Here is a 23,439-nt window from a genome sequence, read left to right as displayed (position 1 = left end):
GGAGAACGAAGTGACCGAAGCGGCTGCTGCCACTTCCGAGACGGCCGCCGGCACCACGCAGGCTGAGCCCACTCGCGACCAGCGGGACGGCCGCCGCGGCGGACGTGACCGCAACCAGGGCGGCCGCGACCGCAACTCGCGCGACCGCGGCGACAACCAGTTCCTGGAGCGCGTCGTCACCATCAACCGCGTCTCGAAGGTCGTGAAGGGCGGTCGTCGCTTCAGCTTCACCGCTCTCGTGGTCGTCGGAGACGGCAACGGTCTGGTGGGCGTCGGCTACGGCAAGGCCCGTGAGGTCCCTCTGGCGATCTCGAAGGGTGTCGAAGAGGCCAAGCGCAACTTCTTCCGCGTGCCGCGCGTCGGCAGCACCATCCCGCACCCGGTGCAGGGTGAGTCGGCCGCCGGTGTGGTGCTCCTGCGCCCCGCCGCCGCCGGTACCGGTGTTATCGCCGGTGGTCCGGTCCGCGCCGTGCTCGAGTGCGCCGGTATCCACGACGTGCTGTCCAAGTCGCTCGGCTCGTCGAACACGATCAACATCGTGCACGCGACGGTCACCGCCCTGAAGGAGCTCGAGGAGCCCCGCGCCGTCGCCGCACGTCGTGGTCTCGAGTTCGACCAGGTCGCCCCGGCCCGGCTCGTCCGCGCCGAGGCCGAGGCCATCGCCGCACAGAAGGTAGGTGCCTGATGGCCGCGCGACTGAAGGTCACGCAGATCAAGTCCAAGGTGAGCGAGAAGCAGAACCAGCGCGACACGCTGCGCAGCCTCGGTCTCAAGCGGATCGGTGACTCCACCGTCCGTCCCGACGACGCGCAGACGCGCGGCTACGTCAAGACCGTCGCCCACCTCGTCAAGGTTGAGGAGATCGACTAATGGCTGAGAAGAACGAGGCCGTCGAGGCCGAGAAGGCCACGAAGAAGGCGGCGGCTCCCAAGGCCGACGCTGCGAAGAAGCCCGCCGCGAAGAAGGCACCGGCCAAGACCAGTGCCGCCGACGCCAAGGCCGACGGCTCCGCCAAGGCTGCGCCGAAGAAGGACGCCCCGGCGTCCCGCCCCGGCGTGCTGAAGGTCCACCACCTGCGTCCGGTCCCCGGCGCCAACACCGCGAAGACCCGTGTCGGTCGTGGTGAGGGCTCGAAGGGCAAGACGGCCGGTCGCGGCACGAAGGGCACCAAGGCCCGCAACACCGTGCGCGTCGGCTTCGAGGGTGGCCAGATGCCGCTGCACATGCGCACGCCGAAGCTGCGCGGCTTCAAGAACCCGTTCCGCGTCGAGTACCAGGTCGTGAACCTGGAGAAGCTCGCGGAGCTCTACCCCCAGGGTGGCGACGTCACCGTGAGCGACCTGGTCGCCAAGGGTGCGGTTCGCAAGAACGAGAAGGTCAAGGTTCTCGGAGGCGGCGACATCGCCGTGAAGCTCACCGTCGCGGTCGACAAGGTCTCGGGTTCTGCCGAGCAGAAGATCGTGGCTGCGGGCGGATCCGTCAAGTAACCACTGCGGAAGAGGGGTCGGAGATTCTCCGGCCCCTCTTCTGGTTCGGCGGGGCTAAGCCGACCGCTCGCATTCCCCGACCTCGGAGTGGGTTACCCTGGTCTTTCAGCCGCCCCTCGGGGGTTCGGCCACCTTTTCAGGAGGAACGTTCTTGTTTAGCGCCATCGCGCGGATCTTCCGCACGCCCGACCTGCGTCGGAAGATCGGTTTCACTCTCGCGATCATCGCGATCTACCGGCTCGGCTCGAACGTCCCCGCGCCGTTCGTCAACTTCCCGAACGTGGAGCAGTGTCTCGCTGCCAACACCGGCACCGAGGGGCTGCTCGGACTGGTCAACCTCTTCTCCGGTGGCGCGCTCCTGCAGCTGTCGATCTTCGCCCTCGGCGTCATGCCGTACATCACGGCGACGATCATCACCCAGCTCCTCCGCGTCGTCATCCCGCACTTCGAGGCGCTGCACAAGGAAGGCCAGGCCGGGCAGGCCAAGCTGACGCAGTACACGCGGTACCTCACCATCGCCCTCGCGCTCCTGCAGTCGACGACCCTGGTCACCGTCGCCCGCACCGGACAGCTCTTCGGCACGACCGACATCGGTGCGTGCACCCAGCTCCTGACCAACGACGTGTGGTGGGCGCAGGTGCTCATCATCATGGCGATGACGGCCGGTACCGGTCTGATCATGTGGTTCGCCGAGCTCGTCACCGAGCGCGGCATCGGCAACGGCATGTCCCTGCTGATCTTCACCTCCATCGCTGCCACGTTCCCCGGCGCGATGTCCATCATCTGGCAGACCCGCGGTTTCGAGGTGTTCCTCCTGGTGCTGCTCGTCGGCATCATCGTGATGGGACTCGTGGTCTTCGTGGAGCAGTCGCAGCGGCGCATCCCCGTGCAGTACGCGAAGCGGATGGTCGGTCGCCGCACCTACGGCGGCACCAACACCTACATCCCGATCAAGGTGAACATGGCGGGTGTGATCCCGGTGATCTTCGCCTCGTCGCTGCTGTACATCCCGGCGCTCATCGCGCAGTTCAACACTCCGCAGGACGGCTCGACGCCGCCCGCCTGGGTCAGCTGGATCAGCGCGAACTTCACCACCGGAAACAGCCCGATCTACATGGCGGCGTACTTCCTGCTCATCATCGGGTTCACCTACTTCTACGTCGCGATCACGTTCAACCCCGTCGAGGTCGCCGACAACATGAAGAAGTACGGCGGCTTCATCCCCGGGATCCGGGCCGGCCGTCCGACCGCGGAGTACCTGGACTACGTGCTCACCCGCATCACGCTCCCCGGCTCCCTCTACCTGGGCCTGATCGCTCTCATCCCGCTGATCGCCCTCGCCACGGTCGGCGCGAACCAGAACTTCCCGTTCGGTGGCGCGTCGATCCTCATCATCGTCGGCGTCGGGCTCGAGACGGTCAAGCAGATCGACGCCCAGCTGCAGCAGCGACACTACGAAGGACTTCTCCGATGACAGCATCCGCACGTCTTCTCATCGTCGGTCCCCAGGGTTCCGGCAAGGGCACGCAGGGTGTGCGCATCGCCGAGTCCTACGGGATCCCCGTCGTCTCGACCGGCGACATCTTCCGCGCGAACATCAAGGAGGGGACGGCGCTCGGCCAGCAGGTCACGGCGATCCTCGACAAGGGCGACCTCGTGCCGGACGAGCTGACGAGTGAGATCGTGCGCGACCGGCTCAGCCAGGACGACGCGAAGAACGGGTTCCTCCTCGACGGCTATCCGCGCAACACGGCCCAGGTGGCGCACCTGGACGCCTTCCTCGAAGGACGCGGGGAGGCCCTGGACGCGGTCGTCCTCCTCGACGTCCCCCGTGAGGAGAGCATCGCCCGGCTGGCCCTCCGCGCTGCGGAGCAGGGCCGGTCCGACGACACCGACGAGGCCATCGCGCACCGACTCGACATCTACGAGAAGGAGACGGCGCCGATCATCGAGGTCTACAGCAGTCGCGGCATCGTCGACCGCATCGACGGTGTCGGGTCGCTCGAGGAGATCACCGACCGCATCGCCGCCGCCCTGGACGCTCGCGGGCTTCGTTCCGCCGCTTCCGCCGTCTGAGATGTTCCGCCGCTCGATCTACAAGACGCCGGCTCAGCTCCGAGCCCTGGTCGCCCCTGGCCTGATCACCGCCGAGGCCCTCGATGCCGTCCGTGCCCTCATCAAGCCGGGGGTGAAGACGATCGAGCTGGACGCAGCCGCGAACCGCGCGATTCTGCAGCGGGGTGCGGAGTCGAACTTCCAGCTCGTGAAGGGGTACCACCACACGATCTGCGTCTCGGTGAACGAGCAGGTCGTGCACGGCATCCCGGGGGAGCGGGTGCTGCAGCCCGGTGACATCGTGTCGGTGGACTGCGGTGCGCAGTTCGAGGGCTGGAACGGCGACAGCGCGATCACGGTCGTCGTGCCCGATCCCGAGCGGCCTGAACTCGTCGCGCGCCGTGAAGAGCTGTCCCGCGTGACCGAGGGGTCGATGTGGGCGGGGATCGCGGCGATGGCTACGGCCTCCTCGGTCGACGAGATCGGCGCCGCGATCCAGGACTACATCGAGGCGCAGGGGCCGTCCGCGGTGAGTGGAGAGCCGTACGGCATCCTGCGCGAGTACGTCGGCCACGGCATCGGCCGGAAGATGCACGAGGCGCCCAGCGTCTTCAACTACCGCACGCCGGACCGCGGAGCCGATGTGAAGCCCGGACTCGTGCTCGCCATCGAACCGATGGTGACCGCGGGCGGCGAGGCGACGTTCGTGGAGGACGACGACTGGACCGTCACGACGGTCGACGGTACCGACGGCTCACATTGGGAACATAGCGTGGCCCTGCATGATGGGGGCATCTGGGTGCTCACCGCGCCCGATGGTGGAAGAGCCGGACTCGCCCCGTTCGGGGTCGAGCCTCGAGAGATCGGAAAGTAATGGCAGCGGCGAAGAGCAACACGAACTGGTTCGCGATCGGCGTCTCCATCGCCGTCGTCGTGGTCCTCGTGGCCCTCGGCGGACTCGTGGTGTTCCTCAACAACCAGGCGACGTCCCCTGGCGCCACCCCCGCCGCCAGCGACAACTTCGACGCGGAAGCCGGCTCCATCTCCATGGGCGACGGCGACACCACGGTGTCGGTCTTCCTCGACTTCCAGTGCCCGGTCTGCAAGTCCTTCGAGGACCAGTTCGGTGCCGCGCTCGAGGCCAAGGCCCAGAGCGGCGAGATCACGCTCGAGCAGCACCCCATCGCGATCCTGGACCGCTACTCGCAGGGCACGGAGTTCTCCTCCCGCTCGGCCGGCGCCGCATTCTGCCTCGCCGAGTCGGACAGCGACCTCTACTTCGACTACGCGAAGGTGCTGTTCGAGAACCAGCCGGCGGAGAACACCCCCGGCCTCACGAACGAGCAGCTCGCCCAGTTCGCCACCCAGGTCGGGGCGGATGACGACGTCGTCTCCTGCATCACCGACGAGACGTACCGTAAGTTCGGTGCGGCGCAGGCGAAGCAGAACGACATCAAGGGCACGCCGACGGTCGAGATCGACGGCGAGCGTCTCGACCTCCAGAACCAGGCCGACATGAAGCGGTTCACCGATCTCCTCGGCTGATCCGCGGAATCCCGCTCGACGCCCCGTTCGGTCAAGTTGCCGGACGGGGCGTCGTCGGATAACATAGATCTTTGGTTCCTTGTGCCATGCGTTCGGCGTGTCCGATCCGGCCCGGTACCGCACACCACCCACCCACCGCAGATCGACCGGTCTGCAGAAGCGTCAGCGAGGCTATGGCTAAGAAAGACGGTGTCATCGAGATCGAGGGCGTCGTGTCGGAGGCTCTGCCCAACGCGATGTTCCGCGTTGAGCTCACCAACGGACACAAGGTTCTGGCAACGATCTCCGGAAAGATGCGGCAGAACTACATCCGCATCATCCCCGAGGACCGCGTGGTCGTGGAGCTCAGCCCCTACGACCTGACCCGCGGCCGCATCGTCTACCGCTACCGCTGATCGGTCGAGAAGTAACACCCCAGGCTTCGTGCCTGCCCGGTGAAGACAGCGAACAGGAAACATCATGAAGGTCAACCCCAGCGTCAAGCCGATCTGCGATCACTGCAAGGTGATCCGCCGCCATGGCCGCGTGATGGTGATCTGCAAGAGCAACCCGCGTCACAAGCAGCGCCAGGGCTGAGCCCCCGCTGCGTGAGCGCCGCTCTCGCAATCTCATAACTCAATACGACACGGCAGGATCAGACGCTTCGACAGGCTTCAGCGACCGGGTGACCGGCGGAGCCGTGGGGGCTGACACCTCGGGGCGGAGGCCCGGGCACCGATCCTGCTCCACACCTCCACAACACCCAGGAGAACCGCATGGCACGTCTTGCCGGCGTTGACATCCCGCGCGACAAGCGCGTGGTGATCGCCCTTACCTACATCTACGGCGTCGGCCGTACCCGCTCGGTCGAGATCCTCAAGGCGACCGACATCGACGAGAGCATCCGCGTGAAGGACCTCAGCGACGACCAGCTCGTCGCCCTCCGCGACTACATCGAAGGCAACTACAAGGTGGAGGGTGACCTGCGCCGCGAGGTGGCCGCAGACATCCGCCGCAAGGTCGAGATCGGCTCCTACGAGGGCCTCCGCCACCGTCGTGGCCTCCCGGTCCGCGGTCAGCGCACCAAGACCAACGCCCGTACCCGCAAGGGCCCGAAGCGCACCGTCGCCGGCAAGAAGAAGGCCCGCTAAGCAGCGGCCAGGGACTAGGAGAACACTTTCATGGCTGCACCCAAGGCCGCCGCGCGCAAGCCGCGCCGCAAGGAGAAGAAGAACATCGCGCTGGGCCAGGCCCACATCAAGTCGACGTTCAACAACACCATCGTTTCGATCACCGACCCGTCCGGCGCTGTCATCAGCTGGGCGTCGTCGGGTGGCGTGGGCTTCAAGGGCTCCCGCAAGTCGACCCCGTACGCCGCAGGCATGGCCGCCGAGTCGGCCGCCCGCCAGGCGCAGGAGCACGGCGTCAAGAAGGTCGACGTCTTCGTGAAGGGTCCGGGCTCCGGCCGCGAGACCGCGATCCGCTCGCTGCAGGCCGCCGGCCTCGAGGTGGGTTCGATCCAGGACGTCACCCCGCAGGCGCACAACGGCTGCCGCCCGCCGAAGCGCCGCCGCGTCTGATGCGTGTGCCGAGCCGCTCGTCCTTCGGGTCGGGCGGCTCGGCGCCCCGCGTGGGGCATCGACTTCCACAACTCAAGACCTCACCCCACCACATGTCATATAGCGGGCATGTGATCGAAAGGAACACAGAGTGCTTATTGCACAGCGTCCCACACTGACCGAGGAAAAGATCGTCGAGAACCGGAGCCGGTTCATCATCGAGCCTCTGGAGCCCGGCTTCGGCTACACGATCGGCAACGCGCTGCGCCGCAGCCTGCTGTCGTCGATCCCCGGTGCCGCTGTCACCAGCGTCCGCATCGACGGTGTGCTGCACGAGTTCAGCACCATCCCCGGCGTGAAGGAGGATGTCACCGAGATCATCCTCAACATCAAGCAGCTGGTCGTCTCCAGCGAGCGTGACGAGCCCATCACCGCGTACCTCCGCAAGACCGGTGCCGGTGAAGTGACCGCCGCCGACATCTCGGCCCCGGCCGGTGTCGAGGTGCACAACCCCGAGCTCGTCATCGCTACGCTCAACGACACCGCCAAGTTCGAGCTGGAGCTCACCATCGAGCGCGGCCGCGGCTACGTCTCGGCGACGCAGAACCGCAACGAGTACGCCGAGGCGGGTCAGATCCCGATCGACTCGATCTACTCGCCCGTCCTCAAGGTCAGCTACCGCGTCGACGCCACCCGTGCCGGTGAGCGCACCGACTTCGACAAGCTCGTCCTCGACGTCGAGACCAAGTCGGCGATCAGCCCGCGCGACGCCGTCGCCTCGGCCGCCAAGACGCTCACCGAGCTGTTCGGTCTCGCCCGCGAGCTGAACGTCGAGGCCGAGGGCATCGAGATCGGCCCGGCGCCGGTGGAGGCTGTGAACTCCAGCGAGCTGTCCATGCCGATCGAGGACCTCGACCTGTCGGTCCGCTCGTACAACTGCCTGAAGCGTGAGGGCATCAACACCGTTTCTGAGCTCGTTGCCCTGTCGGAGACGCAGCTCATGAACATCCGCAATTTCGGCCAGAAGTCGGTCGACGAGGTGCGCGACAAGCTCATCTCGCTCGGTCTGTCGCTCAAGGATTCGGTGCCCGGTTTCGACGGCGCCCACTTCTACGGCGGCAGCGAAGACGAGTCCTTCTGATACCCGACCCTTTCTGACCAGGAGTTAGACGATTATGCCCAAGCCCACCAAGGGTCCCCGCCTCGGAGGCGGCCCCGCCCACGAGCGCCTGCTGCTTGCCAACCTCGCCGCTGCGCTGTACACCCACAAGTCGATCAAGACGACCGAGACGAAGGCCAAGCGCCTGCGTCCGCTCGCCGAGCGCCTCATCACCTTCGCCAAGCGCGGAGATCTCCACGCCCGCCGTCGCGTGCTGTCGGTCATCGGTGACAAGGAAGTCGTGCACGTCCTGTTCAACGAGATCGCTCCGCTCGTCGCGGATCGCGAGGGTGGCTACACGCGCATCACCAAGGTCGGCAACCGCAAGGGCGACAACGCTCCGATGGCCGTGATCGAGCTCGTCCTCGAGCCCGTCACCCCGAAGGCGAAGTCGACCAAGAAGGCCGCTGCAGCGCCGAAGGACGAGAAGCCCGCCGCCGAGGAGGCTCCCGTCGAGGAGGCGCCCGAGGCTCCTGCGGAGGAGACCCCCGCCGAGGACACGGCTGCCGAGGCCGGCGCCGAGTCGCCGGCCGAGGGCGAGGCCGCTGAGGCCGCCGCCGAGGACGCCGTCGAGAAGAAGTCCGAGTAAGGACCGCTCTCCCCACGAAGCCCGCTGCCCCGTCCGGGGTGGCGGGCTTCGTCGTTCCCGGAGTCCGTCGCCGTGCCGGTCGAGGATGGACTCGACGGGCGCACGCGGCACGATTCGGGCGGGGGAGGGGCCGGGAGTAGGCTGATCCGGTGAGCGATGCGACGGTCCTGAAACGCGGGCCTCGTGCCTACGCGGCGTTCGTCGGCATCGGCCTCCTCGCCGGCCTCCTCTCCGGCCTCTTCGGCGTCGGCGGCGGCACGGTCATCGTCCCGCTGCTCGTGCTCCTCCTGCAGTTCGACCAGCGGCTCGCGGCCGGAACCTCGCTGGCCGCCATCGTTCCGACAGCCACCGTCGGCGTCATCTCCTACGCGGCGTCCGGCTCCGTGGCGTGGATCCCCGCGCTGATCCTCGCCGCCGGGGCCGTGGTGGGGGCTCAGATCGGCACCCGTCTCCTCCCGCGGATCTCGCAGACCGCGCTGCGCTGGGGCTTCGTCGGCTTCCTCGTCGTCGTGATCGTGAGTCTGTTCCTCGTGATCCCCTCGCGCGATGCGGTGTTCGCGCTGACGTGGCTGACGGGCCTCGCGCTCGTCGCCGTCGGGATCGGGACCGGCGTGCTCGCCGGACTCATCGGCGTCGGCGGCGGTGTGATCGTCGTGCCGGTGCTCATGCTCGCGTTCGGCACGAGCGACCTCGTCGCGAAGGGCACCTCGCTGCTCATGATGATCCCGACCGCGATCTCCGGAACGGTGGGAAACCTCCGCAACCGGAACGTCGACCTCCTCGCCGCCGTGCTCATCGGCGTCTCGGCGTGCACCACCACGGCGCTCGGCGCCTGGCTGGCGACCATCGTCGACCCCACCGTGGGCAACGTCCTCTTCGCGGCCTACCTCGTGGTGATCGCGGTGCAGATGGCCGTCAAGGCCGTCCGCGGCCGCCGGCGTCGCTGACCCCGCCTCCCCGACGCGCCCGGCGCCTTTTCGCGCGCTCGCGCCGCGATGCGGCGACCCTTCGCGAACGAATTTCGGCGTAGCTCTTTACAGGCTTCCGGCCGCTCGCTATCGTCAGTCATCACATGACGTCATATAACGAGTCATGATGTTGATCGAAGGTCATCAGAAGGGACCATCTTGTCTGCCACCGCTCTGTTCGTCGACTCCGCCGCCATCGAGAACCAGCTCGCCGCGGCTCGCCAGGCGATCGCGACCCGGGACACCATCTCGCGCGTCGTGCTCACCGCCTGCGGCGGCTCCTACGCCGTCATGCAGCCCATCGAGTACCTGTTCGGGTCCACCGCCGTGACGCTCGAGGCCACCGCCCTCAACGCCGCGGAGTTCACCTCTCGGGCGTCGTCCCGCGTGGACGCCGACACCCTCGTCCTCCTCTGCTCGCACTCCGGAACCACGCCGGAGACGGTCGCCGCGGCGAAGCACGCCCGCGAGCGCGGCGCCCTCACGGTCGCCTTCACCTTCGACCCGACCTCGCCGCTGGCCGAGGCCTCGGAGCACGTCGTGGCGTACCAGCACGGCGAGGGCAAGAGCGAGGCCCACGTCGGCCCCGCGCTGCTCCTTCGCCTCGCGGCCGGGATCCTGGACGACCGCGAGCAGGTCGGCATCGCGGCCGCCGTCGACGAGGCGGTCGCCCAGCTCCCGACCCTCGTGCCCGCGGCCCGCGAGGCGCACGCCGCCGCGGCCGACGCCTGGGGCTACCGGTCGCGTCGTGAGCCCCTGATCTACACGATGGCCGCCGGCTCCAACTACGGCTCCGCGTACTCCTTCGCCATCTGCCTGCTGCAGGAGATGCAGTGGGTGCACTCCGCGGCGATCCACGCCGGTGAGTACTTCCACGGCCCCTTCGAGATCACCGAGGAGGACGTGCCGTTCATCGCCCTGCTCGGACTCGACGAGACGCGAGCCGTCGAGCAGCGCGCGGTCGACTTCGTCACGAAGCACTCGGACCGCGTGCTGGTGCTCGACGCGCAGGAGTTCGGGCTCGACGCCGTGGCCCCGGAGGTGCGTGGCGTCTTCGCCCACCTCCTCTTCAATGTCGTGCTCCGCGCCTATGCGGATGCACTCGCCGACCACCGAGGACACCCCCTCAGCGTGCGCCGCTACATGTGGCGCATGGAGTACTAGGAACGAAAGGATCGCAATGATGCGAACGTCAACCCGGATCGGCGTGGCGGCTGCGGCCGCCGCCGCCCTCGTCCTGCCCCTGGCCTCGTGCGCCGGAGGCGAGAGCGAGGCATCGGACGGCCAGGTGGAGATCAGCTTCTTCCACCGCTGGCCGAACGAGCCGAAGAACTCGTACTACAGCGACATGGTGGCGGAGTTCGAGAAGGAGAACCCCGACATCAAGGTCTCCGTCGAGAGCGTCCTCAACGACGCGTACAAGGACAAGGTGAAGGTGGTCGCGGGCTCCGCGAACGCCCCCGACGTCCTGTTCACGTGGAGCGGATCCTTCGTGGACGAGCTCGTCTCCAACGATGCCCTGCTGGATCTCGGGCCGTGGCTCGAGGAGGACGCGGAGTTCCGGGACAGCTTCTACCCGAGCCAGCTCGAGGCCTTCGAGGTCGACGGCGCCTCCTATGGCCTGCCGGTGGGGATGCAGTCGAAGCTCTTCTTCTACAACAAGGACGTCTTCGAGGAACTGGGGTTGGAGGCGCCGACCACCTGGGACGAGTTCATCGATGTGCTGGAGACGATCCAGGATGCGGGGATGACCCCGATCGAGTACGGCGCGCAGGAGCAGTGGACGATCGCTCACTACGTCGGCACACTGAATCAGCGGGTCGTCGATCCGGAGGTGTTCGCAGCGGATCAGGATCCGGCGAGCGGCGAGTTCACGGACGAGGGCTACGTCGAGGCGCTCGAGCGCTTCCAGGAGCTGGCGGAGTACATGAACGACGACCTCACGGCCGTCGGGCACGAGATCGCCCGCAACGCCTGGATCGCGGGGGAGGCGCCGATCATGTACATGCAGAGTGCGGAGGTGGGGTACTTCGGCGACGCCTCGTTCGAATACGGCACCTTCAACTTCCCCGCGGTCGAAGGCGGCAAGGGTGACCCTGCGGAGCTGACCGGAGCGCCGGAGGGCTTCGCCATCTCGAAGACCACGAAGCATCCGGAGGAGGCGCAGCGTTTCCTGGAGTTCCTGCTCAGCAAGCAGAGCGGTATCGCCTACGCGGAGCGTGCGGGGGAGCTGAGCCCGGTCAAGGGAGCAGTGGAGGAGGCCGACGTTCCGGAGATCTCCCGGGAGCTCGCACAGGGCATCGTTGACGCTTCGGCCATGACCACCTGGCTCGACAACGCCTACGATCCGCAGATCGTGCAGGCGTACCTGTCCGAGACCCAGCTGATGCTCAGCGGCCAGCAGACCCCGGAGGGGGTCATGGCCGCCGTGCAGGAAGCAGCGAAGCGCGTGCGCGACGCCTCCTGATCCGCCTCGGGGCCGCCGGCGCGTCCGCCGCCGGCGGCCCCTCCCACCTTCGGAAGAGACACCGTGATGAGAACACGCTCTCGAGCCTGGTCGAACCTGCTCTACGTGCTTCCCGCGATCATCCTGATCGGGGTGTTCGTGTACTACCCGCTGGTCGCCAACGCGGCCTTCGGCTTCTTCTCCTTCAGCGCCGGCAGCGGGGAGATGCGCTTCGTCGGCCTCGACAACTTCACACGGCTGCTAGGCGACCCCGTCGTCGCGACGGCGCTGGGCAACAACATCCTGTACGCGGTCGTCTCGATCGTGTGCCAGGTCGGCGGGGCGCTCGTGATCGCCGCGTGGCTCACCCGGCTACTCGGGCCGCGGATGGGCGCATTCCTGCGCAGCGTGTACTTCCTTCCCGCCGTGATCTCGATGACCGTGATCGCGCTCCTGTTCACGTTCGTCTACAACGCCCGCGGCGGTCTGCTCAACGCCCTGCTGGAGGCGATCGGCCTCGGCAGCCTGCAGACGGCGTGGCTGGCCGACGTCGACACCGCGATGGGGGCGGTCATCGGCGTCTCCCAGTGGCAGAGCATCGGTTACGTCTGCATGCTCTACGTCGTCGCACTCCAGCAGATCCCGGAGGAGTACTACGAGGCCGCGTCGCTGGACGGCGCCGGCCGCATCCGCCAGTTCTTCAGCATCACCGTCCCGCAGGCGAAGGAGATGATCTTCGTCGCGATGATCCTCACGGTCTCTGGCGCCTTCACGGTCTTCAACGAGCCCTACATCCTCACCAAGGGCGGTCCGGGGAACACGACCCAGGTGCTCGCCACCTACATGTACAACCAGGGCTTCTTCCAGAACCAGATGGGCTACGCCTCGGCCATCGCCAGCCTGATCTTCGTGATCACGCTCGTGCTGTCCGTCGTGCAGATGGTCTCGTTCCGAAGCGGGAGGGATTGAGATGAGCAGCACCCGCCTCCGTCCGGCCGAACGCGTTCGCCGCATCCCGGTCTACGCGCTCCTCGCGATCTACGCCGTCGTGATCGCCTATCCACTGATCTGGATGGTCATCTCGTCGTTCAAGTCGTCGTCCGAGATCTTCACCGACCCCTGGGGGCTGCCGTCGGTCTGGCTCGTGCAGAACTACGCCGCCGCCTGGGACCGCGGGATCTCCGACTACTTCGTCAACTCCGTCATCGTCACGATCGTCTCCACCGTGGCCACGGTCGCCATCGCGGCGCTGTGCGCCTACGGCATGGTGCGGCTGTCGAGCCGGATCGCGAACGCCGTGCTGATCGTGGCGATGGGCGGACTGGTCGTGGCACCGCAGGTGAGCCTGATTCCGCTGTACCGGCTGCTCGACGCCATGGGACTGCTGAACACCGCGTGGGCGATGATCCTGCCGTACGTGGCGTTCCGTCTGCCCATGGCGATCCTGCTCATCCGTTCGGTGTTCCTGGGCATCCCGCGGGAGCTCGAGGACGCTGCCACCATCGACGGCTGCCGGTCGTTCGGCGTCTTCCGGCACGTGTATCTGCCGCTGAGCGCGTCGGTGCTGACCACCGCGGCCGTGCTGACCGGCTACTTCGCCTGGAACGAGTTCCTGTTCGCGATCGTCTACATCGACGCCGACGCGCTGCGCACCATCCCCGCGGGGCTGATGTCGTTCCGCGACTCGCTGTCCACCGAATGGGGCGTGCTGCTGGCAGGATTGACGATCGCCGCCCTGCCCATCGTGGTGGTGTTCGTCGCGTTGCAGCGGTACTTCGTCGCCGGCGTGGCGGCCGGGAGCGTGAAGGGATGACCATGGTGACGGATGAGCTTCGGGACGCGCTCGCCGCGGTGCCTCCGCCCTCACTCGTCGGTGTGGGTGACAACGTGCTCGACTGCTACCTGCACGAGGACCTCGCCTACCCGGGGGGCAACGCGCTGAACGTCGCCGCCTACAGCCGACTCTTCTTCGGCGGAACCGCCGGATTCGTCGGCATCATGGGCGACGATCGCTTCGCGGACCACGTGCGCGGGGTGCTGGACGAGATCGGTGTGGACGGCACCCGCGTCCGTCGCGTGCGCGGCGCGAACGGCATGGCCTTCGTCGCGCTGGACGATGACGGGGACCGGCGCTTCGTCGCCTCGAACCGGGGCGGGGTGCAGGCCGAGCTGCGGCTCCGGCTGAGCGAGGCCGATCACGAGTACCTCTCGGGCTTCGATCGCGTGCACACCTCGGTCTACTCGTCGCTGGAGCCGGAGCTGCCGGAGATCGCGGAGCGCGGAAGCCGGGTGTCGTACGACTACTCCGATGACGCCTCGCGCAAGGTGATCCGCGCGACCGCTCCTCACGTCGACGTGGGGTTCTTCTCAGGTGGCGGCCTCAGCGACACCGAGGTCGATGACCTCGGCCATTTCGCGGTGGCATGCGGCATGGGCTCCGCGGTGGTGACACGCGGTTCACGCGGCTCGGTGGGATTCGACGCCACATCGGCACGGCGCACCGGCATCCGCACGGTCGACGCGGTCGACGCGCTCGGCGCAGGAGATGCCTTCCTCACCGGCTTCCTGGCGGCGAGAGCAGGCGGTGCGGAGCTCGCCGACTGCCTCGAGGTCGCCGCGGTCAGCGGCGCGCTCGCCTGCACGCTGCGCGGAGCGTTCGGATACCCTGTGCATGCGGGGGACGACGCACGCGCGCAGATGCTGCGACGGTACCCGGCGCCGTAGAGGAGGGCTTCGACGTGACTCAGCTGTCGTCCGCCGTCGGATCGACGCCGCTGCATGAGCAGGTGCGCAGCCTGCTCATGCGGGAGATCGACGCCGGGACCTACGCCGAAGGCGAGCGTCTCCCGTCCGAACCGGAGTTGTGCGAACGGTTCGGCGTGAGTCGCATCACCGTGCGGCGGGCGGTGGCCGATCTGGAAGGCCTCGGCATCGTGCGCCGGCAGCAGGGCCGCGGGACCTTCGTCGCCCCGCGCCGCGAGGTGATCGGCGCCATGACGCTAGGCGGGTTCGCGGACACGGTCGTGGCCGAAGGGGTGAAGTCTCGGCGGATCATGCGTGCCGAGACCACGCCGGCTGACGAGAAGCGTGCCCGACGCCTGGGGGTTCCCGTCGGGGACCCGATCTTCCGGCTGGTTCGCGTCTTCGCGCTCGACGATATCCCTCTCTCCATCGACGACAGCCGGTACTCGCTGACCCGCTTCCCCGAGTTCGACCGGCACATCGACCACGACACCTCCACGTATCAGGTGCTTCGTGACGTGTATGGCGTGGAGTTCTCCGAGATGTACCGTGAGATCGATGTGGGCTTCACCTCCCCGCAGACGGCCGAATGGCTCGCTCGACCGGAGCACGACCCCCTCATCGTCATTCGCAAACGGGCACTCGACCGGGCCGGCGAGGTCGTGCACACGTCACGGGTGAAGGTCGTGCCGAGTCGGATGACCCTCAACATGGTGGTCCGCTCGAAGGGCTGACGGCCCGGTGGCGGCTGCGGCGGATGAAGAGATCTTCATCCTCAGCTCATCTCCCCCTCATCAGCCCCGGGCACGATGGAGGCATGAGCACCGCACGACGCATCCTGATCCCCGGCGCACTGATCGCGGTGCCCGTGGCGTTCGCGATCGGGAGCGTCGCCCTCGCTCAGATGCCGGCATCGCCGCGGCTCCCGGACGCCCCGTTGACCGTCCAGCTCGCGACGCCGACGCCGACGCCAACGCCGACGACGCCGCCGAAGCCGGCCGTCCCCGCGCCCGCCCCGCCGCCCCCTCCGGCGGCTCCTGCTCCCGCCCCTGCGCCACCTGCGCCGCCCGCGGACGACGACGAGGACGACGATGACGGCGGCGACGATGACTGAGCCTGCTGTGCGGAGCGCTCCCGGGGCTCCGCTGCGCACGTTGCGTCGTCGCACCCTCCCCGCCCGCTGGCGCATCACCCTCTGGATCATCCTCAGCACCATGATCACGGTGCTCGCGATCGGCCTCATCGGCCGTAGCGTGTTCCTCGCCGAAGTCGAACAGACCGCGAACGGAGAGATCGAGCAGGAGGCGGCGGAGTTCGCGCGCTTCGCGGAGGATGCCGCGTCCGGCGGCCTCACCACCGCCGAGGAACTGCTTCGGGAGTACATCGCACGACAGTCCGTGCACGAGGACGAGGTCGTCATCGCGGCCCTCGACGGCGTCCCGATCGCGGTCGCCGAGGACGGCGGCGCGCGCACTCTGGAGACGCACGCGGCGCTCGTGGAACGGATGCTCTCGGAGACCGCGACATCCGGAGCCCTGGCGACGCCGGAGACCGGCCCGGTCCGCTGGGGCCGCATGGACTTCACCGGCGGGGGACAGAACGGCGCGGTGCTGATCGTTCAGTTCACGCAGGAGCCGCGGGCACAGGTCGACCGCAGCTTCGGCGCCATCGCCTGGGTCGCGCTCATCGGGGTGCTGCTGAGCTCCGGTGTCGCATGGCTCGTCGCCGGTCAGATCCTCGCCCCGGTCCGCGAGGTGTATCGCGTGGCGAGGGACATCGGCGAGCATGACCTCACGGCGCGTGTGCCCGTCGAGGGGAGCGACGACATCGCCGCCGTCGCCACGACGTTCAACCAGATGCTCGACCGCCTGGAGGCGGTCCACGCGACGCAGCAGCGGTTCGTGGACGATGCCGGCCACGAGCTGCGCACCCCGATCACGATCGTCCGCGGCCACCTGGAGCTCCTCAGCGAGGATCCGGAGGAGCGGGCGGCGACCCTGCGGCTCGTCAGCGAGGAACTCGATCGCATGAGCCGGATCGTGACGGATCTCCTGGTGCTGGCACGCGCGGAGCAGCCCGACTTCGTGCGCCTGGCCGACTGCGACATCGCGACGCTGACGCTCGACATCGAGGCGAAGGCGCAGATGCTGGGGGAGCGGCGCTGGCAGCTCATGGAGGTCGCGGAGGGGGTCGTCCCGCTCGACCCCCAGCGCGTCACCCAGGCCGTGCTGCAGCTCGCCGCCAATGCGGTGCAGGTCACCGCGGACGGCGACACGATCCGGATCGGCTCGCGCTTCGAAGGTCGCGGCCCCGAGCGGCGGCTCCGGCTCTGGGTGCAGGACACCGGTCCCGGGGTCGCTCCGGGCGACGCCGAGCGGATCTTCGACCGCTTCACGCGCGGCGACAGCGCCGGTGCCCGCCGAGGCTCCGGGCTCGGACTCGCGATCGTCCGGGCCATCACTGACGGGCACGGCGGCTCCGCGTGGGTCGACAGCGTGCTCGGCGAGGGCGCCACGTTCGGGATCGACGTGCCGGCACCCGTCCGGGACGACGACGGCATCGAAGGGAAGAGCTGACATGCGACGCATCCTCATCGCGGAAGACGACCCGCACATCACGTCCTTCGTCCGCCGCGGACTCCGTGCGGCCGGCTACGACACGGCCGACGCGACGGACGGGCACACCGCGCTGCTGATGGCCCGCAGCGGGCTGTTCGACCTCGTCGTCCTCGACATCGGGCTCGGCGGGATGGACGGCTTCGACGTCCTCGCGCAGCTCCGCGGAGAGGGAGTCACCACGCCCGTCGTCATCCTCACCGCACGCGACTCCGTGATCGACACGGTGCGCGGGCTCGAAGGCGGCGCGAACGACTACATGACCAAGCCGTTCCAGTTCGCCGAGCTGCTCGCCCGTGTGCGGCTGCGGATCGGCGACGGGGAGGGGCGCAGCGGTGGGGCGACGCTGACGCACGGCGACGTGAGTGTGGATGTGCGCTCGCGGACGGTGACGGTCGCCGGCGAGGTCCGCGAGCTCACGTCCCGGGAGTTCGCGCTGCTCGAGGTGTTCCTGCAGAACGCCGGCCAGGTGCTCTCCCGTGACCAGCTCATCGGCCACGTCTGGGGCATGGACTTCGACCCCGCGTCGAACGTGGTGGACGTGTACGTGCGCGCCCTGCGCGGCAAGATCGGCTCCGACCGCATCGAGACGGTGCGCGGCGCGGGGTATCGCTTCCGATGAACGATCCGACCGCCCTCCCCGCCGCCGTGACGCGCACCCGCTTCGCGACCGTGCCGCCGCTGCGCACCGAGGCCTCTCCGGCCGTGCGTCGCCGTGGCCCCCTGGCGTCGCGGCGCCGACTGCCCCTCGTCACGTTCGTGATCGTCGCGGCCGTCGGTGCGGCGATGATCGTCGGGGCTTTGGCTCCGGTCGAGGCGGCGCGCGGCATCACGACGCCCATCGCCGTCACCCTGGCGGTGTTCCTCCTCGCGGTGTGGGCGTGGAGTGCGACGCGCCTCGACGACACGCTCGTGGCCTTCCTCGCGGCGATCGCGCTCATCGCCGCCGGGGTCCTGCCGGTGGAGGAGTTCTTCGCTTCGCTCGGCGACGAGACGATCTGGCTGCTGATCGGCGCGTTCGTGATGGCGGCCGCAGTCTCCGTCTCCGGGCTCCCGCTCCGCGCGGCCGCCGGTCTCGTCCGTTTCGCGCGCGGCCCGCGCAGTCTGTTCCACCTCACGACCGTCGCCCTCACGCTGTCGGCGTTCGCGGTCCCCGCGACATCGGGACGGGCGGCGCTCGCGGTCCCGGTCTTCGGCGCCCTGTCGACGACCCTGGACGGGCGGCCGCGCCTCACCCGGGCGCTCGCCCTGCTCATGCCGACGGTCGTGCTCCTGTCCGCCGTCGCGTCCTTGCTCGGCGCCGGAGCGCACATCATCACCGATCAGCTCCTGCGCGCCGCGGGCGAGCCGGGATTCTCGTTCCTCTCCTGGCTGTGGCTCGGCCTGCCGCTCGCCGTGGTGTCCTCACATCTCGCTGCGGAGATCATTCTCTGGCGGTTCCTCGCCCGGCCGGATCGCACGACACCGGTGCGGGTGACGACGGCCGACATCGAGAGGGCCGCGGGGCACCGGGTCTCCGGCCCCCTCACGTCCGCCGAGCGCCGCGCCGCTGTTCTCGTGAGTGCCGCCATCGTGCTGTGGAGCACCGAGCCCCTGCACGGGCTCCCTCCGGCGCTCGTCGCGCTGTTCGGGGCCGTCGCCGCCGTCGCCCCCGGTATCGGCTGCACGACGCTCCCCGCCGCGGTCGCCCGCGTGCCCTGGTCGCTGCTGCTCTTCCTGGCCGCCACCCTCGCGCTCGCCACGGCGCTCACCGATTCCGGAGCGGCGACGTGGCTCAGCGCCGTCGCGCTGGAACCGATGCGCGGGCTCGGAGCGGCGGGAGCCGTCGCGTTCCTGCTGGCGGTGGTCGCCCTGTCCACGGCCGCGCATCTGCTCATCCCCTCGCGATCGGCGCGATCCGCGGCGATCATCCCCGCGGTGATCGCCCTCGCACCGGGGCTCGGCGTGGAGCCCATGGCCGCTGCCCTCGCGTCGACCGCGGCCGCCGGCTTCTGCCACACGCTGCCCAGTTCCGCCAAGCCGGTCGCGATGTTCGCCGATCCCCAGGTCGTCTCCGGCGGCTACGGCCCCACCGACCTGCGAAGGCTGTCCATCGTGCTCGCGCCCGCCATGTTCGTTCTCGTGGCCGTCTTCGCCCTCTGGATCTGGCCGCTCCAGGGGCTGCCGCTCCTGCGCTGACCACCACCACCGCCACCCCTGTTCCGCGTGCGCCGCCGGCGTACCGGTGTCCGTCGCGCCCGCATCCGGGCTGCCGCGCCTTCGTGCGCAGAAGGAGGTCCTCATGTCCATCCACGCTCCCCAGCGCATCCTCGTCGCCCCCAGCGGCTTCAAGGAGAGTCTCGGCGCCGACGCCGTGGCCCGCGCCATCGCCGCCGGCGTCCGCCGCGTCATCCCCGGCGTGCGCGTCGACGAATTCCCCGTGCCCGACGGTGGCGAGGGCACGGCGGCCGCGCTCGCCGCCTGCACCGGTGGCTCCCTCGTGCCCGCCACCGTGACCGGTCCCGTCGGCGAACCGGTGTCGACGCACTGGGCCCGCCTCGGCGGAGGGGCGCGCGGGACCGCCGTCGTCGAGATGGCGGCCGCGGCGGGGCTCCGCCTCGTCCCGCGGGATCGTCGCGACCCGGCTGCGACCACGACGTACGGCGTCGGTCAGCTCATCGCGGCGGCCCTCGACGACGGCGCGGAGCGTGTCGTGATCGGTTGCGGTGACTCGGGGACCAGCGACGGCGGTGCGGGGGCGCTCGCCGCCCTGGGGGTGCGCGTCCTCGACCGCGAGGGTCGCGTCGTTCCCCTCGGCGGCGGACACCTCGCCGAGGCCGCGTCGCTCGACTTCTCGGGGGTGCACCCGCGGCTGGCCGAGGTCGAGATGATCCTCGCCTGCAACATCCACAACGTGCTGTGCGGCCCCCGAGGGGTGGCCAGGGTGTTCGGTCCGCAGAAGGGGGCGTCGCCGGCGGAGGTCGAGCGCCTCTCCGACGCGCTCGACGCCTGGGCGACGCTGCTGGAGGAGCAGAGTCCCTTCGGGGGTGGGATGGACGTGCGCACCGGAGGCGGGACCGGGGCCTCGGGCGGGCTCGGAGCCGGGCTCGCCGCCGCGTTCGGCGCCCGTCTCGCCCCGCGCTTCGAGGTGCTCCTCGACGGGAGTCTGATGCCGCACGACCTCGATGCGCTGATGGCGGAGGCCGATCTCGTGATCACGGCCGAGGGGGCGATCGACTTCCAGACGCCGCGCGGCAAGGTGCCCGCTGAGATCGCGATGCGCGCCAGGGTCGCGGGCGTTCCCGTGCTGGGGCTGGCCGGTTCGCTCGGACGGGGAGCGCCGGCGGTGCACGACATCGGGATCGATGCGATCGCCTCCATCCTCACCGTGCCGATGCCGCTGGAGGAAGCCGTGGAGCAGGGGGAGGAGCTGCTCCGCGATGCCGCCGAGCGCACCATGCGCCTCGTGCTGCTCGGCTCGGCGATGTCGGCCAGGGCCGTCTGAGGGTTTCGGACGGCCCCCCCACGCCGGGCCGTCGGCGGGCCTCGGTAGGATCGACGGGTGGCAGTGAACCAAGAACTCGTCGGCCGGGAGTTCCCGCCGACCGCCCCCTACCTCGTCGGGCGGGAGAAAGTGCGCGAGTTCGCGCGCGCCGTCTTCGCCGACGCCCCGCAGCACACCGACGTCGAGGCCGCTCGTGCGGCCGGCTTCGCCGACGTGGTCGCACCGCCGACCTTCGCGATGGTCCTGCAGGACCTCACGTTGCAGCAGCTCCTCGCCGAGCCCGACTCCGGCATCGTGCTGGCGCGGACGATCCACGCGGAGCAGCGGTTCCGGTACACCCGGCCGATCGTCGCGGGGGACGAGCTGACGGCGCAGCTGCGGGTCACCGGCATCCGCATGATGGGCGGCAACGCCATGATCACCAGCGAGGCCGAGATCACCGGCGAGGACGGCGCACACGTGGTCACCGCCACCAGCGTGCTCCTCGTCGGCGCTGAGGAGGAGGCCGCATGACCGCGTTCACCGTCGGCGACGTGCTCGCCGAGCGCACCGTGCACCTGACGAGGGAGTCCCTCGTCCGCTACGCCGGCGCCTCCGGGGACTTCAACCCGATCCACTACCGCGACGACGTCGCCGCCGCCGTGGGCCTCCCCGGCGTGCTCGCGCACGGCATGCTGACCATGGGCATCGCCTCGTCGGTGGTGGTGGGTGCCCTCGATCCGCAGACTCGCATCCTCGACTACGGCGTGCGCTTCACGAAGCCCGTGGTCGTCGATCCCGAGTCCGGTGCCGACGTTCACGTCGTCGCGACGGTCGGCGCGGTCGACGACGAGTCCGCGCGGATCGACCTCAAGGTCACGGCCGGCGACACGACCGTGCTCGTCAAGGCGCAGCTCCGCGTCGCCGTCCGATGAGCGACGTCGAGCCGATCCGTCTGGCCGAGCTCACCACGCTCCGCACGGGCGCCGCTCCCGCCCGCATGCGCGAGGCCGTGACGACGGAGGAGCTCGTCTCGGTCCTCCGGGAGACCTGGGCGGAGGGCGACGCGTGGCTGGTGCTGGGCGGTGGGTCGAACCTCTTCGTGGGGGACGAGCCCTTCGACGGCACCGTCATCCGCATCCGCACGGGCGGCATCGAGGAGCTCCCGTCGCCGCACAGCGGACGCATCCGGCTGCGCGTGCAGGCCGGCCACGGCTGGGACGACCTGGTGTCGTATGCGGTCGAGCGCGGCTATGCCGGCCTCGAGGCCATGAGCGGTATCCCCGGAACGGTCGGTGCCTCGCCCGTGCAGAACATCGGCGCCTACGGTCAGGAGATCCAGGAGACGCTGGTCGAGGTCGAACTGATCGACGAGGCCACGGGGGAGATCTCCACCGTCCCCGCCGCGGAACTGGGCCTCGGGTTCCGCACCTCCGTGCTCAAGCACCACCACGGCAGTGAGCCCGAGCGCCGGGCCGTGATCCTGTCCGTCACGGTCGACCTGCTGGTCGCGCGCGAGCGCGTGGTCCGCGGCGAGCAGCTGCGCCGCGCCCTCGGCCTGACCGACGACACCCCGGTTCCGCTGACGTGGGTACGGGAGCGGATCCTCGCCACGCGAGCGTCCAAGGGCATGCTGCTGGACGCGGACGACCCGGATACGCACGGCGTCGGTTCCTTCTTCCAGAACGCGATCGTCACGGCGGCGCAAGCGCGGTCCCTGCCGCCGGAGTGCCCGCGGTGGCCGGTGGCCCCCGATCTCGACGCGGTCACGGTCATCCCTCTCGCCTCCTACGACGGCCACGTACCGGCGGCGAAGACCGAGGCCCCGGACGTGAAAGTGAGCGCGGCCTGGCTCATCGAGCAGGCCGGCATTCGCAAGGGGTTCAAGCTGCCCCGGTCCCGGGCCTCCGTCTCGACCAAGCACGCGCTCGCCCTGACGAACCGGGGAGGGGCCACGGCGGCCGAGGTCGCCGAGCTCGCCCGCTTCATCCAGAACCGGGTGCACGCCGAGTTCGGGCTCGTGCTGCAGCCGGAGCCCGTGCTGGTGGGCGTCGACCTGTGACCAAGGTCGAGCGGGTGTCGCGGACGCAGGCGGTCGTCGACGGGCTCCTCGACGCCATCATCGCGGGCCGGCTCGAAGCAGGGCAGCCACTGCCTCCCGAAGGGGAACTGGCGGAGCAGTTCGGGGTGTCCCGGCTCACGATGCGGGAAGGGGTCCGGCTCCTGCAGGCGCAGGGGGTGATCGTCGCGGTGCCGGGCACCCGGCATCGCATCGCGCCGACGGACGAGTGGACGGGGCTCGATGCGGTCGTCCGGCACGCACAGAGCGCGGGCGCCAGGGAGCGGTCCTCCCTGGAGATGCTCGAGATGCGCATGATGTTCGAGACCGGGGCGGCGGAGTTCGCGGCAGGACGGCGCACTGAGGAGCACCTCGCCGAGATGGCGTCCCTGCTCACGGAGATGCAGGCGGCGCACGAGCGGGCCGACGTCGACGCCTTCGTCGCGGCGGACCTCGCCTTCCACGATGTCATCATCAGAGCGGCGGAGAACCGCATCCTCGTCGCCTCGATGCGCCCGCTGACGACCATGCTTCAGGCGACCCGCAGAGAGACGAGCGCCATCCCGGACATCCGGGAGCACGCGCTGGCCGAGCACGCGGCAGTGCTGGAGGCGATGCGGACCGGGTCGGGTGCCGCGGCCCGCCAGGCGATGCGCAGCCACATGCGGCAGACCAGGGACGACCTGCTGCACTACGTCCACGGGCGCTGATCCCGCCGGTCGGCGTTTTGGTGCCCCTGGTGATCGTGAGGTACGCTCGTCGTTATCTGATAT

General features: G+C 69.3%; 29 protein-coding genes. All 29 read left to right on the top strand.

Going from position 1 to position 23,439, the window contains the following annotated elements; translation table 11 throughout:
• Positions 1–10 precede the first annotated feature (10 nt).
• On the top strand, positions 11–685 hold the full coding sequence (rpsE, locus tag FY549_RS01090; RefSeq protein WP_200838869.1) for a 30S ribosomal protein S5: 675 nt from the start codon (positions 11–13) through the stop codon (positions 683–685).
• Positions 685–870: a 50S ribosomal protein L30 gene (gene rpmD / locus FY549_RS01085; protein WP_067121122.1), complete on the top strand. Its 186-nt coding sequence runs from the start codon at positions 685–687 to the stop codon at positions 868–870. The genes rpsE and rpmD overlap by 1 nt, the downstream gene beginning before the upstream one ends.
• Positions 870–1,487: a 50S ribosomal protein L15 gene (rplO, locus tag FY549_RS01080; RefSeq protein ID WP_149083454.1), complete on the top strand. Its 618-nt coding sequence runs from the start codon at positions 870–872 to the stop codon at positions 1,485–1,487. Before rpmD ends, rplO begins: the two co-directional genes overlap by 1 nt.
• Before the next feature lie 151 nt (positions 1,488–1,638).
• Positions 1,639–2,961: a preprotein translocase subunit SecY gene (gene secY, locus FY549_RS01075; RefSeq protein ID WP_149083453.1), complete on the top strand. Its 1,323-nt coding sequence runs from the start codon at positions 1,639–1,641 to the stop codon at positions 2,959–2,961.
• Positions 2,958–3,563, top strand: a complete 606-nt coding sequence (locus tag FY549_RS01070; RefSeq protein WP_149083452.1) for an adenylate kinase — start codon at positions 2,958–2,960, stop codon at positions 3,561–3,563. The genes secY and FY549_RS01070 overlap by 4 nt, the downstream gene beginning before the upstream one ends.
• A gap of 1 nt (position 3,564) precedes the next feature.
• Positions 3,565–4,416 (top strand): type I methionyl aminopeptidase, encoded by an 852-nt coding sequence (gene map / locus FY549_RS01065; RefSeq protein WP_149083451.1) that lies wholly within the window; start codon positions 3,565–3,567, stop codon positions 4,414–4,416.
• On the top strand, positions 4,416–5,087 hold the full coding sequence (locus tag FY549_RS01060; protein WP_149083450.1) for a DsbA family protein: 672 nt from the start codon (positions 4,416–4,418) through the stop codon (positions 5,085–5,087). Before map ends, FY549_RS01060 begins: the two co-directional genes overlap by 1 nt.
• Positions 5,088–5,260: 173 nt before the next feature.
• Entirely contained in the window at positions 5,261–5,482 is a 222-nt protein-coding gene (gene infA / locus FY549_RS01055) for a translation initiation factor IF-1 (protein ID WP_005050493.1), read from the top strand.
• 64 nt (positions 5,483–5,546) lie between these two features.
• Entirely contained in the window at positions 5,547–5,663 is a 117-nt protein-coding gene (gene rpmJ, locus FY549_RS01050; RefSeq protein WP_005050492.1) for a 50S ribosomal protein L36, read from the top strand.
• Positions 5,664–5,842: 179 nt separating this feature from the next.
• The gene (gene rpsM, locus FY549_RS01045) at positions 5,843–6,217 is read left to right on the top strand and encodes a 30S ribosomal protein S13 (protein ID WP_062632862.1); all 375 of its coding nucleotides are present in this window, start codon (positions 5,843–5,845) and stop codon (positions 6,215–6,217) included.
• Between the two features lie 30 nt (positions 6,218–6,247).
• Positions 6,248–6,646 carry a 30S ribosomal protein S11 gene (gene rpsK / locus FY549_RS01040; protein WP_045249905.1) on the top strand — a complete coding sequence of 133 codons (399 nt, stop codon included), beginning with the start codon at positions 6,248–6,250 and terminating at the stop codon, positions 6,644–6,646.
• Between the two features lie 130 nt (positions 6,647–6,776).
• Entirely contained in the window at positions 6,777–7,766 is a 990-nt protein-coding gene (locus tag FY549_RS01035) for a DNA-directed RNA polymerase subunit alpha (protein WP_017201565.1), read from the top strand.
• Between the two features lie 34 nt (positions 7,767–7,800).
• The gene (gene rplQ / locus FY549_RS01030) at positions 7,801–8,373 is read left to right on the top strand and encodes a 50S ribosomal protein L17 (RefSeq protein WP_149083449.1); all 573 of its coding nucleotides are present in this window, start codon (positions 7,801–7,803) and stop codon (positions 8,371–8,373) included.
• A 149-nt stretch (positions 8,374–8,522) separates the two neighbouring features.
• Positions 8,523–9,320, top strand: coding sequence for a sulfite exporter TauE/SafE family protein (locus FY549_RS01025; protein ID WP_149083448.1), 798 nt, complete (start codon positions 8,523–8,525; stop codon positions 9,318–9,320).
• A 180-nt stretch (positions 9,321–9,500) separates the two neighbouring features.
• Positions 9,501–10,505, top strand: coding sequence for an SIS domain-containing protein (locus tag FY549_RS01020; protein WP_149083447.1), 1,005 nt, complete (start codon positions 9,501–9,503; stop codon positions 10,503–10,505).
• Positions 10,506–10,521: 16 nt separating this feature from the next.
• On the top strand, positions 10,522–11,808 hold the full coding sequence (locus FY549_RS01015; RefSeq protein WP_159463339.1) for an extracellular solute-binding protein: 1,287 nt from the start codon (positions 10,522–10,524) through the stop codon (positions 11,806–11,808).
• Between the two features lie 66 nt (positions 11,809–11,874).
• Entirely contained in the window at positions 11,875–12,756 is an 882-nt protein-coding gene (locus tag FY549_RS01010; RefSeq protein ID WP_149083445.1) for a carbohydrate ABC transporter permease, read from the top strand.
• Between the two features lies 1 nt (position 12,757).
• Complete coding sequence (locus FY549_RS01005; RefSeq protein ID WP_149083444.1) at positions 12,758–13,600, top strand: carbohydrate ABC transporter permease; 843 nt, start codon at positions 12,758–12,760, stop codon at positions 13,598–13,600.
• Positions 13,597–14,511 (top strand): PfkB family carbohydrate kinase, encoded by a 915-nt coding sequence (locus tag FY549_RS01000; protein WP_159463338.1) that lies wholly within the window; start codon positions 13,597–13,599, stop codon positions 14,509–14,511. The genes FY549_RS01005 and FY549_RS01000 overlap by 4 nt, the downstream gene beginning before the upstream one ends.
• A 14-nt stretch (positions 14,512–14,525) precedes the next feature.
• Complete coding sequence (locus tag FY549_RS00995) at positions 14,526–15,263, top strand: GntR family transcriptional regulator (protein ID WP_149083442.1); 738 nt, start codon at positions 14,526–14,528, stop codon at positions 15,261–15,263.
• An 83-nt stretch (positions 15,264–15,346) separates the two neighbouring features.
• Entirely contained in the window at positions 15,347–15,643 is a 297-nt protein-coding gene (locus FY549_RS00990) for a hypothetical protein (RefSeq protein WP_149083441.1), read from the top strand.
• Positions 15,636–17,105 (top strand): sensor histidine kinase, encoded by a 1,470-nt coding sequence (locus tag FY549_RS00985; RefSeq protein ID WP_149083440.1) that lies wholly within the window; start codon positions 15,636–15,638, stop codon positions 17,103–17,105. The genes FY549_RS00990 and FY549_RS00985 overlap by 8 nt, the downstream gene beginning before the upstream one ends.
• A 1-nt stretch (position 17,106) precedes the next feature.
• Entirely contained in the window at positions 17,107–17,766 is a 660-nt protein-coding gene (locus tag FY549_RS00980) for a response regulator transcription factor (RefSeq protein ID WP_149083439.1), read from the top strand.
• Positions 17,763–19,322 (top strand): SLC13 family permease, encoded by a 1,560-nt coding sequence (locus tag FY549_RS00975; RefSeq protein WP_149083438.1) that lies wholly within the window; start codon positions 17,763–17,765, stop codon positions 19,320–19,322. Before FY549_RS00980 ends, FY549_RS00975 begins: the two co-directional genes overlap by 4 nt.
• Positions 19,323–19,425: 103 nt before the next feature.
• On the top strand, positions 19,426–20,628 hold the full coding sequence (locus tag FY549_RS00970) for a glycerate kinase (RefSeq protein WP_149083437.1): 1,203 nt from the start codon (positions 19,426–19,428) through the stop codon (positions 20,626–20,628).
• A gap of 57 nt (positions 20,629–20,685) precedes the next feature.
• Positions 20,686–21,141 carry a MaoC family dehydratase N-terminal domain-containing protein gene (locus FY549_RS00965; protein ID WP_149083436.1) on the top strand — a complete coding sequence of 152 codons (456 nt, stop codon included), beginning with the start codon at positions 20,686–20,688 and terminating at the stop codon, positions 21,139–21,141.
• Complete coding sequence (locus FY549_RS00960; RefSeq protein ID WP_149083435.1) at positions 21,138–21,542, top strand: MaoC/PaaZ C-terminal domain-containing protein; 405 nt, start codon at positions 21,138–21,140, stop codon at positions 21,540–21,542. Before FY549_RS00965 ends, FY549_RS00960 begins: the two co-directional genes overlap by 4 nt.
• Positions 21,539–22,669, top strand: coding sequence for a UDP-N-acetylmuramate dehydrogenase (locus FY549_RS00955; RefSeq protein WP_149083434.1), 1,131 nt, complete (start codon positions 21,539–21,541; stop codon positions 22,667–22,669). The genes FY549_RS00960 and FY549_RS00955 overlap by 4 nt, the downstream gene beginning before the upstream one ends.
• Complete coding sequence (locus tag FY549_RS00950; RefSeq protein ID WP_149083433.1) at positions 22,666–23,376, top strand: FadR/GntR family transcriptional regulator; 711 nt, start codon at positions 22,666–22,668, stop codon at positions 23,374–23,376. The genes FY549_RS00955 and FY549_RS00950 overlap by 4 nt, the downstream gene beginning before the upstream one ends.
• The last annotated feature ends 63 nt before the right edge of the window (positions 23,377–23,439 follow it).

It is taken from the genome of Microbacterium sp. 1S1 (assembly GCF_008271365.1).
Taxonomy (GTDB): Bacteria; Actinomycetota; Actinomycetes; order Actinomycetales; family Microbacteriaceae; genus Microbacterium.
Note: the sequence above shows the minus strand (reverse complement) of the source record. Positions and strands in the feature narration are given on the sequence as shown.

Bases quoted from the DNA above. Each gene is read 5' to 3' on its own strand.
- rpmJ (WP_005050492.1), top strand. From the start codon at position 5,547: ATGAAGGTCAACCCCAGCGTCAAGCCGATCTGCGATCACTGCAAGGTG.
- FY549_RS01070 (WP_149083452.1), top strand. From the start codon at position 2,958: ATGACAGCATCCGCACGTCTTCTCATCGTCGGTCCCCAGGGTTCCGGC.
- FY549_RS01005 (WP_149083444.1), top strand. From the start codon at position 12,758: ATGAGCAGCACCCGCCTCCGTCCGGCCGAACGCGTTCGCCGCATCCCG.
- FY549_RS01060 (WP_149083450.1), top strand. From the start codon at position 4,416: ATGGCAGCGGCGAAGAGCAACACGAACTGGTTCGCGATCGGCGTCTCC.
- FY549_RS01010 (WP_149083445.1), top strand. From the start codon at position 11,875: ATGAGAACACGCTCTCGAGCCTGGTCGAACCTGCTCTACGTGCTTCCC.
- rpsK (WP_045249905.1), top strand. From the start codon at position 6,248: ATGGCTGCACCCAAGGCCGCCGCGCGCAAGCCGCGCCGCAAGGAGAAG.
- rpmD (WP_067121122.1), top strand. From the start codon at position 685: ATGGCCGCGCGACTGAAGGTCACGCAGATCAAGTCCAAGGTGAGCGAG.
- FY549_RS00955 (WP_149083434.1), top strand. From the start codon at position 21,539: ATGAGCGACGTCGAGCCGATCCGTCTGGCCGAGCTCACCACGCTCCGC.
- FY549_RS00960 (WP_149083435.1), top strand. From the start codon at position 21,138: ATGACCGCGTTCACCGTCGGCGACGTGCTCGCCGAGCGCACCGTGCAC.
- FY549_RS00970 (WP_149083437.1), top strand. From the start codon at position 19,426: ATGTCCATCCACGCTCCCCAGCGCATCCTCGTCGCCCCCAGCGGCTTC.
- rplO (WP_149083454.1), top strand. From the start codon at position 870: ATGGCTGAGAAGAACGAGGCCGTCGAGGCCGAGAAGGCCACGAAGAAG.
- FY549_RS01015 (WP_159463339.1), top strand. From the start codon at position 10,522: ATGATGCGAACGTCAACCCGGATCGGCGTGGCGGCTGCGGCCGCCGCC.
- rpsM (WP_062632862.1), top strand. From the start codon at position 5,843: ATGGCACGTCTTGCCGGCGTTGACATCCCGCGCGACAAGCGCGTGGTG.
- rplQ (WP_149083449.1), top strand. From the start codon at position 7,801: ATGCCCAAGCCCACCAAGGGTCCCCGCCTCGGAGGCGGCCCCGCCCAC.
- FY549_RS01000 (WP_159463338.1), top strand. From the start codon at position 13,597: ATGACCATGGTGACGGATGAGCTTCGGGACGCGCTCGCCGCGGTGCCT.
- map (WP_149083451.1), top strand. From the start codon at position 3,565: ATGTTCCGCCGCTCGATCTACAAGACGCCGGCTCAGCTCCGAGCCCTG.
- infA (WP_005050493.1), top strand. From the start codon at position 5,261: ATGGCTAAGAAAGACGGTGTCATCGAGATCGAGGGCGTCGTGTCGGAG.
- FY549_RS00985 (WP_149083440.1), top strand. From the start codon at position 15,636: ATGACTGAGCCTGCTGTGCGGAGCGCTCCCGGGGCTCCGCTGCGCACG.
- FY549_RS00975 (WP_149083438.1), top strand. From the start codon at position 17,763: ATGAACGATCCGACCGCCCTCCCCGCCGCCGTGACGCGCACCCGCTTC.
- FY549_RS00990 (WP_149083441.1), top strand. From the start codon at position 15,347: ATGAGCACCGCACGACGCATCCTGATCCCCGGCGCACTGATCGCGGTG.
- FY549_RS00980 (WP_149083439.1), top strand. From the start codon at position 17,107: ATGCGACGCATCCTCATCGCGGAAGACGACCCGCACATCACGTCCTTC.